Here is a 13,384-nt window from a genome sequence, read left to right on the forward strand (position 1 = left end):
ACGTACGTCCAGTACGCGGACGACCCTCCGCCTTGCGATGCACGGCACCAGACGCCGCGACCTGATCCGACGCGAATTACCAGACAGGACCTAGCTGAGCCGGGTTCGGAGGGGCTGGTGGGCCCCTTCTTTTCGCCGCGGCGGTGAGTAACCACGATGTGGCAGATCGGCGGTGCCGGGCTTGCCTTGTGTGGGGTGGGTGCCCCTTGGTCTCGGTGGGTTCGGCACCGCCGGTCCGCGCCGTCGTGGTCGTGCGCCGTTGCGGCGGTTCTGAGGGGGCGCGCGGCGCCCCCTCGCCCCGCGCGCCCTGCCGGGGGCGAGGCCGGGGCTGCAGGTCCCCAGGCAAGCCCGGGTCGGAGGGGCCGGCAGGCCCCTCCCTCCCGCCGCGACGGTGAGCAACCACGACGGCGCGGACCGGCGGTGCCAAGCCCACCGCACCCCCCTGGCCCCCGCCCTCGGAGGCAGAGGTGATGCCGATCACGCCGCTCAGATGTGTTGCCCACTGGACAGATGGGCGCGGTACGGCGCAGGATCAAATGAGTGCGGTCAGTAGCGGATGAGCGGAGGTCCCGTGCGGTGGGAGCCTCCGGACCGCCCGCACCCTCCCCCGGGCCCTGGGGTCCCGGGGGACCGAACCCCCAGAACTCTCCAGAAAACCCTCGAACAGGAGATGCCGTGGCGTCCGATGCCCTGCTGTCCGCAGCCGACCGACCGGCCACAGAACCCGCCCCCACCACCCACCGGGCCCTGCTGGCCTGGGTCGACGAGATCGCGGAGCTGACCCGCCCCGACCGGGTGGTGTGGTGCGACGGCTCGCAGGCCGAGTACGACCGGCTCTGCGACGAGCTGGTGGAGCGCGGCACCTTCCGGCGCCTCGACCCGGTCAAGCGCCCGCACTCCTTCCACGCCGCCTCCGACCCGACCGACGTGGCCCGCGTCGAGGACCGTACGTTCATCTGCTCCGCGCGCGAGGAGGACGCGGGCCCGACGAACAACTGGAAGGACCCCGCCGCGATGCGCGAGGTCTTCCAGGGCGAGGACGGCACCGGCGGCCTCTTCCGGGGCTCGATGCGGGGCCGCACCATGTACGTCGTCCCGTTCTGCATGGGCCCGCTCGGCTCCCCGCTCTCCGCGATGGGCGTCGAGATCACCGACTCCGCCTACGTCGCCGTCTCCATGCGGACCATGACCAGGATGGGCCGCCAGGTCCTCGACGCGCTGGGCTCCGACGGCGCCTTCGTGAAGGCCGTGCACAGCCTCGGCGCGCCGCTCGCCGAGGGCGAGGCCGACGTGCCCTGGCCCTGCAACTCCACCAAGTACATCTCGCACTTCCCCGAGGACCGCGAGATCTGGTCCTACGGCTCCGGCTACGGCGGCAACGCGCTGCTCGGCAAGAAGTGCTACGCGCTGCGCATCGCCTCCGTGATGGCACGCGACGAGGGCTGGCTCGCCGAGCACATGCTGATCCTCAAGCTGACGCCGCCGCGCGGCGAGTCCGCGGAGCCGAAGTACGTGGCCGCCGCCTTCCCCAGCGCCTGCGGCAAGACCAACCTCGCCATGCTGGAGCCCACCGTCCCCGGCTGGACGGTCGAGACCATCGGCGACGACATCGCCTGGATGCGCTTCGGCGAGGACGGCCGGCTCTACGCCATCAACCCGGAGGCCGGCTTCTTCGGCGTCGCCCCCGGCACCGGCGAGACCACCAACGCCAACGCGATGAAGACCCTGTGGGGCAACTCCGTCTTCACCAACGTGGCCCTCACCGACGACGGCGACGTGTGGTGGGAGGGCATGACCGACGAGCCGCCCGCCCACCTCACCGACTGGAAGGGCAACGACTGGACGCCCGGGTCCGCCACCCCCGCCGCCCACCCCAACGCCCGCTTCACCACCCCCGCCGCCCAGTGCCCGATCATCGCCCCCGAGTGGGAGGACCCCAGGGGCGTCCCGATCTCGGCGATCCTCTTCGGCGGGCGCAGGGCCAGCGCCGTACCGCTGGTCACCGAGTCCTTCGACTGGAACCACGGGGTCTTCCTCGGCGCCAACGTGGCCTCGGAGAAGACCGCGGCCGCCGAGGGCAAGGTGGGGGAGCTGCGCAGGGACCCGTTCGCCATGCTGCCGTTCTGCGGCTACAACATGGGCGACTACATGGGCCACTGGATCGACATGGGCAAGGCGTCCGTGGCCCGCGAGGGCGACGAGTCGAAGCTGCCGAGGATCTACTACGTCAACTGGTTCCGCAAGGACGCGGAGGGCCGCTTCGTCTGGCCAGGATTCGGCGAGAACAGCCGTGTGCTGAAGTGGATCGTGGAGCGCCTCGAAGGGCGCGCCGACGGGGTGAAGTCCCCCATCGGGGTGCTGCCCGCCAAGTCCGCCCTGGACACCGAGGGCCTCGACCTCACCGACGCCGAACTCGACTACCTGCTCGGCGTCGACAAGGACGTCTGGCGCGAGGAGGCCGCCCTGGTCCCCGAGCACCTGAACACCTTCGGCGAGCACACCCCCGCCGAGCTGTGGGACCAGTACAGGTCGCTGGTGGCCCGGCTCGGCTGAGCGTACTCACGCGGGTTCCTCCGGGGCGGACGTGACGGCCGCCCCGCGGGGCGCCGGAGGAACCCGCGTGCCCCCTCCGCGGCCCCGGCCCGCCGCCTCGGCCCGCCCCGGGCCCGTTACCCCTGCTCGCGCCGGCTCTCCAGGTCGATGCCGATGATGTCCTGGCGGCGCCGCTGCTCCTCCGCCAGCGCCTCGCCCACCTTCCGCACGTCCTGGTGGATCAGCGACAGATGGTGGCTCAGCGCCCGCTCGGGCGACTGCGTGCCGGGGCCGAGGCGGTCCCACCAGCGGGTGCGCACATACGCGTCCACCGCCTCCGGGATGTCGCCGCGGATCGCCCGCGCCACCTTGTGCAGGCCCTCGGGGTCGTCCGCCAGCGCCTCGGCCACCCAGCCCCTTTCGAGCAGGGCCGCGAGCACGTCCGTCAGCGCCGTCAGCTCGCGCGTCGGCGCGTCGGGCAGGTCCACCGAGCCCAGGTACTCGTACAGCGTCTCGAAGTCGGCGCGCAGCGCGTCCAGTTGCTCGGCCGGGTCGGTGAACCCGGGCGCCGGGGGCCGCTCCGGGGGCGCGATCAGCGCGCCCGCCGCGTAGAGGCCGGCGACGGCCAGCGGCCACAGGGCGCCCGCGGCCCCGGTGAGGGCCAGTACGAGGCCGACGACGCCGCCCGCCATCCCCGCGATGTTCTTGCGGGACTCCAGATACGCCCACCAGGGCCGCCGCGCCGCCCCTGGCCCGCCGTCACTGGTAGCCACGGATCTCCTCGAAGGCGTTGTCGAGTGAGTCCTTGCGCGCGTCGAAGAGGCGGCCGCCGGTCAGGTCCGCGATGTGCTGGAGTGCGCCGCGGTCCGAGTCGCCGAACACGATCGGGAACACCGGGGTGCCCCTGCCGGACCCGGGGAGCTTCGCGTAGAAGCCGTCGAAGGTGCCGGCGCCGGGGCCCGTGGTGTTCTCGCCGTCGGTCATCAGCACGATCGAGGTGAACGCGTCGGCGGAGCCGCTGCCGAGGTGGTCGTACGCCTCTTCGAGGCTGCTGTACACCGCGGTGTCGCCCGACGCCGTCAGCGCCTCGGTGTCGGAGCGGATCGCGGCAAGACCCTCGTCGGGGGAGCCCGGGTCCACCACATGGGTGCGCACCTGCTTGACGGAGCTGCCGAACGGCATCAGCGTCACCTCCTCGCGCTCCCTGAAGTCCCCTGTCAGACCGGTGAGCGCGCCCTTGAGCTGCTTCAGCCTGTCCCCGGCCATCGAGCCCGAGGTGTCCAGCACGTAGACGGTCCGCGAGGGCCTGCGCAGCTTGTTCTCGTACGCGTCCACGAGGCCGTCCGCGACCGACTTGCTGCCGGGGAACGGCAGTTCGCGCCGCTTGCCGCCGTCGATCCCGGGCGCCGGGTCCACCGAGGACACCACCGGCCTGCGCAGCGTGCGGTCGGTGATGGTGCCCTGCGCCTCGGGGCTGCGCAGCCGGTCGGTGAGGGCGGCGACCAGGTCCTTGGCGTGGTCGTCGGCGGAGGAGAGCGCGGAGAGCGGATAGGTGGCGGTGACCACGCCGTCGCTCGGCCTGATCACGGTGAGCCCCGTGTGGTCGTCGCGGTTCATCGACAGCAGTACGGACTCGTAGTTGACGAGCGCGTCCACGTCGCCGCGGTGCTTGTACGCCGTGGCCAGCCACCCGGAGGAGCCCGAGGTGAGCTGCTGGCCCCGGAAGAACTCCTTGAGCTTCGGCGTGGCGGTGCGCACATCGGCGTCGCTGAGCGCGGACTGCGCGCCGGAGAGCGCCGCGGCGACCGCGACGAGCGCGGAGAAGCCGGAGTTGGAGCGCGCCGGGTCGGTCATGCCGTAGGTCAGTTCGCCTTGCGCGACCGCGTCGTGCACCTGGGCCCAGGTCACGTGCGAGGCGTCCCAGCCGAGGCGTTTCACGGCCGCCGGGCGCACCCCGATGGCCACGGGCGACGACATGATCGCGGTCTCCGAGACCACCTTGTCGGTGGCGCCCTCGTGCAGTCTCAGATAGTCGTCGGAGGAGAGCCAGACGGCGTCGTACTTCCCGTCGGCGCGGCCCGAGGCGACCTGGTCGACGGCGTCCACGGTGCCCGAGTAGGTCGGCTCGACCTCGATCCCGCTGTCCTCGCGCACGGCGTCAAGCACCGGCTTCATGTCGGACAGTTCCGAGGAGGCGAGGACCCGCAGGGTCCCCCGGACGTCGTCGGCGGCGTGCGAGCCGGTCGGCGAAGTGCCGCCGTCGCCGCCGCCGTTGCCGCCTGTGCAGCCGGTGACCAGCGCGAGGGCGGCCAGCAGCGCCGCAGCCCCGAGGGCGGCGCGGCGCGGGGTGCGCGTTCTCATCCCTCCAGCGCCCCCGCCTGCCGCGACCGCTCCAGATAGGCGCCGGCCCCCTGGAGTTCGGCCGTCAGCGACTCGACGGTGGCCGCCATCGACTCGGTGGCCTGCACCTTGTACGTGTCGATGGCGTCCAGGGTGCGGTAAATCTGCTGGAAGGCGGTGCGCAGCGTCTCCGCGCCGACGGCCGGGTCGGCCGCGATGCGCTGGATCTCGCCCGACTGCGACGCCAGCATCTCCGCGTTGCCCTTGATCAGCTCCTCCGTGGTGCCGCGCAGCGCGTTGACCTGCTCGACCACCTTGCGCTGGTTCTCCAGCGCGGTGGAGAGCATCACGGCGATCCTGAGCGCGGACACCGTGGTCGTCGCGGCCCGGTCGACGCCCTTGATCAGCTCCTCGTTGTTGCGGCGTACGACGTCCATCGCCAGATAGCCCTGCGCGCAGACCGCGAGCTGGGTCAGCAGGTCCTGGTGCTTCTGCCGGACCGGGAAGAGCACGTCGGCGCGGAGCGCGTCGGCGGCCTCCGGGTCGCGCGGCTCGACGCCCGCGATGTGCCGCTCCACGGCCTCGTCGAGCGCCTGGGAGAGGATCGCGTACTCCTGGAGCTTGCCCATGGTGTCCCAGAGCCTGACCCGCTCCGACTGCAACGCGGCGCTGTCTCTGCGCAGTTCGTCCTGGCCGCCGCGGAGCGATCCGACGATGCGGTTCAACGTGCCCTGTGCGGAGGCGTACTTGGCGAGGTGGTCGCGGAGCCTGTTGCCGCCCGGCAGCTTCGACAGCAGCCGCCGCGCCCTGCCGCCCGGCATGTCGCGCGGGTCCAGGTCCTCGACGGTGCGCCGCAGTTCGACCAGTGAGGACGCCACCCTGGTCTGCGCGTCCTCGCCCTTTCCCTCGCCCGGCAGGCTGCGCACGGCGCGCTGGAGCATCCGGTTGGACTGCTGGGCCGCGCCGCGCATCTCCCCGTTGCCGAGGGCGACGATCTCCCCGATCCTGCTGGTGAACTCGGGCGACCTGGCGTCGAGTCCGGCGATCTGCCCGACGTACTCCGCGGCCTTGCGCGCCATCTCCTCGCGCACCGCGTCGTCCACCGGCACCAGGCCGCCCGCCTTGTCCTTGGGCACGGGCGGCACCGGGTCGGGCGGCGTGAGGACGAAGTCCCCGGCGTCCACGCTCGTGCTGTCGTGGGTGAACCCACTGTGTTCCGTCGTCATGACGTCCCCCCTGCGGCCCTGCGGGCCATGTCACGCAGCATGTCGGCCCGGGGAGCTGGTGCCTGCTTCACTCCGGACAGACTCTGATTGATGTGGTCCTTGTGGCCCGCGGTGGCGTCGGCGAACTCCGTTCCGCCGCGCGGCCTGAAACCGAACCTGGCCTCCAGCTTCCGCAGCCCCGGATCGTCGCTGAGCAGCGCGCCGAGCTTCTTGCCCGCGGCGGTCAGCGGCACCAGGTTGTGGTCGCTCGTGACCTCGGTGTCGGGGTAGAGCACCACCAGGTCGTCGGGCGCGTCCCGCTGGATGAGCTGCGCGGCGACCTGGGACTCGTACGCGAGCACCAGCGGGTTGCCGACCCCGCTGACGAAGTCGGTGAACGGCTGCTCGGAACTGCTCTGCTGGCTGCCCTGGACGGCGGTCAGCTTCCGCAGCAGCGGCGCCGTCCGCTCGACGCCCGCCTCGTCGGAGACGACCTGGCCGCCGTTGTCGACGTACGAGGCGGCGGCGAGGTAGAGCGCGCCCGAGTTGGAGGTGCGCGGGTCGGTGGTGGTGATGCTGAGCGTGCCGGTCAGCTCGGCGTGGCCCGAGGCCCCCTTGAGGTCCTGCCACAGCCGGTCGGCCTTCGCCGCCTTCAGATAGGCGTCCATCCTCAGGGTGCCGACGCCCTTGCCGCTGAGGGTGGCCAGGCCGTTCGCGGCCAGTACGCCGGCCGTGGCGCGGTGGGTGGCGACCACGAGCGGGGAGTAGAAGGGGCGCGCGGGGGCGTCCTGGACGTGCAGCTTGGCCGCCAGCTCGTCGGCGGGCTCCTTGCTGCTGGGGAACGCGAAGTCGTACCCCTTGAGGTCCCTGTCCTCCATGGCCCAGGAGCCCGAGGTGTCCACCCGGACGCTCAGCCCCTCGTCCGCGAGCGCCTTCTTCACGTCGGGGTCGGAGAAGAAGGCGGCCTTCTCCGAGCCGATCACACCGCGCACGGTCGTCGTTGCCGTGCCGTTCCCGTTCTCGCCGTTTTTCCCGTCCGCGTCGCCCTGGGACAGGAGGACGGCCGTGATGCCGCCGATGAGCGCGATCCCGAAGACGATCGCGAGGATTCTCTTCACATGGAGGACAGTGCTCCCGGAATCCAACGTTCCCCGATGACTTCGGTTAACGGAGGGTGACGCGGACATCCCGGTATGCAACGGTACGGGTCGGGTGGTGCGCGCCCGCCCCTGCGGTGCCCGGGAGGACCGGGAGGCCCCCGGTGCCCGGCGTGCGGGACACTGGTCCCGGCGCGGCCGGATCGAGTACGACCCGGCTCAACTTTAGACTTGATCCAAGGTAGGATGGTTTCCCGTAGTACTCAGGAGGCCCCCATGTACGAGCCGATCCGCACGAAGTCGGTCCACTCCGTGGCACGTACCCCCGCCGACTTCCCGCACAGGTCACGCCAGGAAGAGCTGGACATCCAGCTCGCGGGACACTTCTCGGCGCTGCTCGCGGTCACCGACGAGCTGCGCGCCCTCGCGCCGGAACCCGATCTCGACGCCGCGGCCGAGCGGCTCTCCCGGCAGGTGGCGCGGCTGCGCGGCGGCGCCGAGCCGGTCCGTGCCGCCGCGGGCGCCGCGGACCCGGGCGCGCTCGCCGGGCTGCACCGCAGGGCGCACGCGCTCGCGGGCCGCGCCCTGGTGGTCGCCGCCTCGCGGGCCGACACCGCCGCCGCGATCCTCTCCGCCGAGCGCATGGACGCCCACGCCGCGTACGCCGGCCGCTCGTCCGCCGAGCCCGCCGCCGCGCTCTCCTGAGCCGCGGGGGCGGCGGGGCGGCCCGGCCGCGGGCGTGGCGGGCCGTGCCTCAGGGCTGCCCGTAGCCGTCCAGGAAGGAGCCGATCCTGGTGACCGCGTCGGTGAGGTCGGCCGCCGACGGCAGGGTCACCACCCGGAAGTGGTCGTGCTCCGGCCAGTTGAAGCCCGTCCCGTGCACCACCATGATCTTCTCCCGGCGCAGCAGGTCGAGCACCATCCGCCGGTCGTCTTTGATCTTGAACACCTTGGGGTCGAGCCGCGGGAACAGGTACAGCGCGCCCTTCGGCTTCACGCAGGTCACACCCGGGATGGCGGTCAGCAGCTCATAGGCCGTGTCGCGCTGCTCGCGCAGCCGCCCGCCCGGCAGCACCAGGTCCGCGATGGACTGCCGCCCCGACAGCGCCGCCACCACCCCGTGCTGCCCCGGCATGTTGGCGCACAGCCGCATGTTCGCCAGGATCGTCAGGCCCTCGATGTACGAGTCCGCGTGCGCCCGGGGCCCCGAGAGCGCCATCCAGCCCACCCGGTAGCCGGCCACCCGGTACGCCTTGGACATCCCGTTGAAGGTGAGCGTCAGCAGGTCGGGGGCGACGGCCGCGGTCGGGGTGTGGACGGCGTCGTCGTAGAGAATCTTGTCGTAGATCTCGTCCGAGCAGACCAGGAGGTTGTGCCGGCGGGCGATGTCGGTCAGGCCGCGCAGCATGTCCTCGTCGTAGACGGCCCCCGTCGGGTTGTTCGGGTTGATGATCACGATCGCCTTGGTGCGGTCGGTGACCTTGCTCTCCACGTCCGCGAGGTCCGGCATCCAGTCCGACTGCTCGTCGCAGCGGTAGTGCACCGCGGTGCCGCCCGACAGCGACACCGCCGCCGTCCACAGCGGGTAGTCGGGGGCCGGGACCAGCACCTCGTCGCCGTCGTCGAGCAGCGCCTGCATCGCCATCACGATCAGCTCGGAGACGCCGTTGCCGACGAAGACGTGCTCGACGTCCGTCTCGATGCCGAGGGTCTGGTTGTGCATCACCACCGCGCGCCTGGCCGCCAGGAGGCCCTTGGCGTCGCCGTAGCCGTGGGCGTCGCCGACGTTGCGGAGGATGTCCTCCAGGATCTCCGGGGGGCACTCGAACCCGAACGCGGCCGGGTTGCCGGTGTTGAGTTTCAGGATGCGGTGACCCGCCGCCTCAAGACGCATCGCCTCTTCGAGGACCGGGCCCCGGATCTCGTAACAGACATTGGCGAGCTTCGTCGACTGAATCACCTGCATGCCGGTCACCCTACGGCCGGGCGCGGCCCGCCGCCGGTGGCGCGCACGGCCGCGCCACGGCGCGCGGCGGCGGAAGCGGAGCCGTGCGCGCCGCCATCGAAAGCGCGCCGGGCCGCGGCCCGGCGGAAGACCGGGTCGCCGCCCCCGCCGGGCTTGGAAAACGAGTGGGGGCGCGGACCCGGGTGCGTTCGGGTGAGATGCGCCACGCGGGGCACCACGCGCCCCCTGCCCCCGGCCTCCGCTGGCGAAATACGTTCGCTCAACTGTTCGTATGCCGCGCTATGCTGGTCCCATGTCCGGTGATATGTCCGAAGCCGTGCTCGGCGCGCTCCAGGGGTCGCTCTTCGACCAGGGCGACGAGATCCGGCTCGGCGACCCGGCCGGGCTGCGCAGGACCGTGCTCGGGGATGGCGCCTGGATCGACCTGCTGCCCGGCTGGCTCGGCGGCTCGGCGGCGCTGTTCGACACCCTCGCGCGGGGCGTCCCGTGGCGCGCCGAGCGCCGGAAGATGTACGACGCCACGGTGGCGGTGCCCCGCCTCCTCGCCCACTACGGCGCGGAAGACCCGCTGCCGCACCCGGTGCTCGCCACCGCGAGGGACGCCCTGACCCGCCACTACGCGGACGAACTCGGCGAGCCCTTCGCCACCGCGGGGCTCTGCCTCTACCGCGACGGCCGCGACAGCGTCGCCTGGCACGGCGACCGCACCGGGCGCGGCTCCCGCGAGGACACCATGGTCGCGATCCTCTCCGTCGGCGCGCCAAGGGAACTCGCGCTGCGCCCGCGCGGCGGCGGCGCCACCGCGCTGCGCCGCCCGCTCGGGCACGGCGACCTGATCGTGATGGGCGGCTCCTGCCAGCGGACGTGGGAGCATGCGATCCCCAAGACGACCCGGCACGCGGGCCCCAGGATCAGCATCCAGTTCCGGCCACACGGGGTGCGCTGAGGGGCGCTCCGCGGCGGGCCGCGGCCGCTCAGGCAGGGGCTGCCGCCGGGCCGCGGACCGGCTCAGCCGGTCGGCACGGCGCCGCGCCCCCGGATCGCGCGCCCGGCCAGCACGTCCGTCCTGCGGCCTTCCGCGATGACGAAGCGGCCGTCGATCAGTACGTACGGAATCCCCGTCGGCGTGGTCCTGGGCGCCTCGAACGTGGCGCCGGACGCGACCGTCTCCGGGTCGAAGAGCACCAGGTCCGCCCGGTACCCCTCGCGCACCAGGCCCCGGTCCACGAGCCCGAGCCGGGCCGCCGCCCGCCCGGTCAGATGCGCCACGCACTCCTCAAGGGACAGCACCCCGAGTTCCCGTACATATGTCCCCAGGTAGCGGGGGAACGTGCCGTAGGCGCGCGGGTGCGGCCGCGCGCCCTGGAGGATGCCGTCGGAGCCGCCGGTGTGCGCGCGGTGCCGCATGATCGTGCGCACGTTCTCCTCGTGGCCCACGTGCTGGAGGATCGTGGGGCCGAGGCGGTCGGCGACCAGCAGCGCCCGCGCCACCGCCCAGGGCCGCTCCCCGCGCCCGGCCGCGTACGCGGCCACGGTGTGCCCCACATACGCCCGGTGCGCCTGGTCCCGTACGCCCGAGACCTCGATGGTGTCCCAGTCCACCGGCACCCCGTGGCAGCCGTCGGACCCGGTCACCTCCATCTCGTGCCCGATCCGTGCCGCGGTCCCGTCGTCCCGCAGCCGCTCAAGCAGTGCCGCGGGCCCGCCCTCGCCCGCCCAGCTCGGCAGGATCGCGGCGAGCGTGGTGCTGCCCGGGGTGTACGGATACGAGTCCAGGGTGATGTCGAGCCCCTCGGCGAGCGCGGCGTCGAGCAGCGCGAGCAGTTCGGGGCCGCGGCCCTCGTTGCCGGTGAAGTTCAGGGTGGCGTGCGCCAGGTGCAGCGGGCAGCCCGACTCCCTGGCGAGGTCCACCATCTCCGCGTACGCCTCCAGCGCGCCCGCCCCGTACGAGCGGTGGTGGGGGCAGTAGTAGCCGCCGTGCGCCGCCACCACCCGGCACAGACCGGCAAGCTCCGCGTCCCGCGCGTACATCCCCGGTGTGTAGGTGAGCCCCGACGACATCCCCACGGCGCCCTCGCGCATCCCCTGCGCGACCAGCCGCCGCATGGCGTCCAGCTCCCCGGCGTCCGGCGCGCGGTCCGCCCAGCCCATCGCCAGCATCCGCACCGAGCCCTGCGGGACCAGGTAGGCGGCGTTCACCGCGATGCCCGCGCCGTCGAAGCCGTGGTCGAGCCGGTCCAGATAGCCGCCGACCGAGCGCCAGGTCACGGTGGGCAGCGCGGGCCCGTTCCAGCCCGCGATCGCCTCCGCCACCTCGGCCAGCGTCCTGTCGTCGACCGGCGCGTACGAGAGGCCGTCCTGCCCGACCACCTCAAGGGTGACGCCCTGCGCGGTCTTGGCGAGGTGCTCGGGGTCGGTCAGCAGCGCCAGGTCGCTGTGCGCGTGCATGTCGACGAAGCCGGGCGCGAGCACGAGGCCGTCCGCCGCGAGCCGCCGCCGCCCGGTCGGCGCCCGGCCCGTGCCCTCCCGGCGGATCTCCGTGATCATGCCGTTGGTGATGCCGACGGCGGCCCGGTACGCGGGCCCCGCGCCGCCGTCCACGACGGTGGCGCCCTCGATGACCAGGTCCATGGGGCCTCGGCTCCTGTGGTCGGTGCGGTAGGGGACCCGGCGGGCGGCGCCGGTCGGCGGGCCGTGTCGGGCGGTCGGTATCGGTATCGGTATCGGTATCGGTGGAGGCTGGCAGGTCAGAAGAAGGTGCGTACGTAGTCCGTGACCGTGCCGTCGGCCGTGACCACCGGGATGAGCTGCCACTTGTCGAAGGAGGTGCAGGGGTGGGACAGGCCGAGGCCGAGCCAGTCGCCGACGTCGAGCCTGGCCTCGGGCGTGGTCCGCAGCCAGGTGTGCTGGTCGGAGAGGCCGGTGACCTCGATCCCGGTGGCCCGCGCGGGCGCCCCCGGGCCCCCGGCGCCGAGCGGGCGCACCACCTGGGCCTCCGGCAGGTCCAGGTCGTACGCCGCGTCCCGCTTGCCCGCGTTGGCGAACGCCTGCCCGGGCGAGGGCCGCGAGACGACCTGCGCCCACAGTCGGAACGCCGGTTCGAGACCGCCCTCCGCCGGGACCCGGTTGAACGGCGTGAGGCGGCGGTAGTGCCCGTCGTCGTGCGAGACGTACGCGCCGGAGCGCAGCAGCTTCAGCACCGGCCTCGACAGCTCGGGGACCTCCGCGAAGACGTCCGCGACCGCGTCGAACCAGGCGCTGCCGCCCGCGCTCAGCACGATCTCCTCCGCCCCCGCGAACCTGCCCTCCGCGTCCAGGTCGGCGGTCAGCGCCGTGAGGCGCCGCAGCCAGGCGCGCACCCGCTCGGGCGTGGGCTCGGGCACCTCGCCCTCGTAGCCCGCCACGCCCACCAGGCGCAGCGTCCCGGTGGCCGCCACCGCGTCCGCGACCGCCCTGCACTCCGCCTCGCCGCGCGCCCCGGTACGCGCCTCATCGCCCGCCGCCAGCTCCACCACCACGTCCAGCGGGCGCCCAGGGGGTGTTGCGAGAGTCCCGCGCAGCGCCGCGTCCATCAGCTCCACGCCGCGCACCGAGTCCACGTAGCAGACGAAGCGGAAGCCGTCGTCCGTGTCGAGGTCCGCGGCGATATGGCGCAGCGCCACCGGGTCCACCAGCTCGTTCGCGAGGAACAGCCGGGGGAGGCCGAACGCCCGCGCCACCCGCACCTGGTGCGGCAGCGCCAGCGTGATCCCCCAGGCGCCGTGCCTGATCTGGCGCTCGAAGAGCTGGGGCGCCATCGAGGTCTTGCCGTGCGGCGCGAACAGCAGCCCGTGCCGCTCGGTGTACTCGGCGAGCAGCGCGAGATTGTGCTCAAGGCGCTCCGCGGACAGGGTGAGCACGGGGGTGGTGAAGCCGCCCGTGAACAGGTTGCGGCGCTGCCCGGCGAGTTCCGCCACGGTAAGACCCTCGGCGTCCGGCGGCAGCCCCTTGAAGCGGTGGTCGATCCGCTCGCCGGCCAACTCGGCCACCCGGGCCGCGAAACCGCCGCCTCGGCCCGCGGCGCCCTCGCCGCCGCCGTTCCGCACCGCGCTGCCCTCGCCCGCCATGGACCCCTCCTCGAAGATCGCGTCCCGTGCAGAAGATTGCGTCCTGTGCAACGGTCATTGCGTATGGCGCAGCAAGCTGTCTAACATCCGACCGGACGCCGGGTCAACGAAGCCCTCCGCCACCGAGTCTTACGAGAG

At 72.9% G+C, this 13,384-nt stretch carries 10 protein-coding genes; 3 read left to right on the plus strand and 7 right to left on the minus strand.

Translation table 11 applies throughout. The annotated features are described in order from the left end of the window. The first annotated feature begins 693 nt into the window (after window positions 1-693). On the plus strand, window positions 694-2,553 hold the full coding sequence (locus ACIBIW_RS12245; RefSeq protein WP_399335825.1) for a phosphoenolpyruvate carboxykinase (GTP): 1,860 nt from the start codon (window positions 694-696) through the stop codon (window positions 2,551-2,553). A 116-nt stretch (window positions 2,554-2,669) separates the two neighbouring features. Here the strand turns inward: ACIBIW_RS12245 and ACIBIW_RS12250 are convergent, their stop codons facing one another. From ACIBIW_RS12250 to ACIBIW_RS12265, 4 genes are read right to left on the minus strand one after another with little or no spacing between them, the layout of a single operon-like run. Next, complete coding sequence (locus ACIBIW_RS12250) at window positions 2,670-3,305, minus strand: hypothetical protein (RefSeq protein WP_399334894.1); 636 nt, start codon at window positions 3,303-3,305, stop codon at window positions 2,670-2,672. Beyond that, complete coding sequence (locus tag ACIBIW_RS12255; protein WP_399334897.1) at window positions 3,292-4,893, minus strand: substrate-binding domain-containing protein; 1,602 nt, start codon at window positions 4,891-4,893, stop codon at window positions 3,292-3,294. The genes ACIBIW_RS12250 and ACIBIW_RS12255 overlap by 14 nt, the downstream gene beginning before the upstream one ends. Beyond that, window positions 4,890-6,098 carry a toxic anion resistance protein gene (locus tag ACIBIW_RS12260; protein WP_399334900.1) on the minus strand — a complete coding sequence of 403 codons (1,209 nt, stop codon included), beginning with the start codon at window positions 6,096-6,098 and terminating at the stop codon, window positions 4,890-4,892. The genes ACIBIW_RS12255 and ACIBIW_RS12260 overlap by 4 nt, the downstream gene beginning before the upstream one ends. Next, window positions 6,095-7,195, minus strand: coding sequence for a hypothetical protein (locus ACIBIW_RS12265; protein ID WP_399334902.1), 1,101 nt, complete (start codon window positions 7,193-7,195; stop codon window positions 6,095-6,097). Before ACIBIW_RS12265 ends, ACIBIW_RS12260 begins: the two co-directional genes overlap by 4 nt. Before the next feature lie 255 nt (window positions 7,196-7,450). On the opposite strand from ACIBIW_RS12265, the gene ACIBIW_RS12270 reads away from it, so the two are divergent. Then, window positions 7,451-7,879: a hypothetical protein gene (locus tag ACIBIW_RS12270; RefSeq protein WP_399334904.1), complete on the plus strand. Its 429-nt coding sequence runs from the start codon at window positions 7,451-7,453 to the stop codon at window positions 7,877-7,879. 49 nt (window positions 7,880-7,928) lie between these two features. Here ACIBIW_RS12270 and ACIBIW_RS12275 read toward each other — a convergent pair whose 3' ends face one another. After that, on the minus strand, window positions 7,929-9,140 hold the full coding sequence (locus tag ACIBIW_RS12275) for a pyridoxal phosphate-dependent aminotransferase (RefSeq protein WP_399334906.1): 1,212 nt from the start codon (window positions 9,138-9,140) through the stop codon (window positions 7,929-7,931). Window positions 9,141-9,444: 304 nt separating this feature from the next. Between ACIBIW_RS12275 and ACIBIW_RS12280 the strand changes: the two genes are divergently transcribed. Then, entirely contained in the window at window positions 9,445-10,086 is a 642-nt protein-coding gene (locus ACIBIW_RS12280; protein WP_399335827.1) for an alpha-ketoglutarate-dependent dioxygenase AlkB, read from the plus strand. A gap of 62 nt (window positions 10,087-10,148) precedes the next feature. On the opposite strand, the gene ACIBIW_RS12285 is transcribed toward ACIBIW_RS12280, so the two are convergent. Beyond that, a complete protein-coding gene (locus ACIBIW_RS12285; protein ID WP_399334908.1) occupies window positions 10,149-11,771 on the minus strand; it encodes an amidohydrolase family protein in 1,623 nt (540 codons plus the stop codon). A gap of 116 nt (window positions 11,772-11,887) precedes the next feature. Further along, complete coding sequence (locus tag ACIBIW_RS12290; protein ID WP_399335829.1) at window positions 11,888-13,246, minus strand: amino acid deaminase; 1,359 nt, start codon at window positions 13,244-13,246, stop codon at window positions 11,888-11,890. Window positions 13,247-13,384: the final 138 nt, after the last annotated feature.

Origin of the sequence: Streptomyces sp. NPDC050560 (genome assembly GCF_044457285.1) — a bacterium.
GTDB lineage: Bacteria > Actinomycetota > Actinomycetes > Streptomycetales > Streptomycetaceae > Streptomyces.

Excerpts from the sequence above, each read along its gene's own strand:
- ACIBIW_RS12255 (WP_399334897.1), bottom strand. The coding sequence starts at position 4,893 with ATGAGAACGCGCACCCCGCGCCGCGCCGCCCTCGGGGCTGCGGCGCTG.
- ACIBIW_RS12260 (WP_399334900.1), bottom strand. The coding sequence starts at position 6,098 with ATGACGACGGAACACAGTGGGTTCACCCACGACAGCACGAGCGTGGAC.
- ACIBIW_RS12270 (WP_399334904.1), top strand. The coding sequence starts at position 7,451 with ATGTACGAGCCGATCCGCACGAAGTCGGTCCACTCCGTGGCACGTACC.
- ACIBIW_RS12275 (WP_399334906.1), bottom strand. The coding sequence starts at position 9,140 with ATGCAGGTGATTCAGTCGACGAAGCTCGCCAATGTCTGTTACGAGATC.
- ACIBIW_RS12280 (WP_399335827.1), top strand. The coding sequence starts at position 9,445 with ATGTCCGAAGCCGTGCTCGGCGCGCTCCAGGGGTCGCTCTTCGACCAG.
- ACIBIW_RS12285 (WP_399334908.1), bottom strand. The coding sequence starts at position 11,771 with ATGGACCTGGTCATCGAGGGCGCCACCGTCGTGGACGGCGGCGCGGGG.
- ACIBIW_RS12290 (WP_399335829.1), bottom strand. The coding sequence starts at position 13,246 with ATGGCGGGCGAGGGCAGCGCGGTGCGGAACGGCGGCGGCGAGGGCGCC.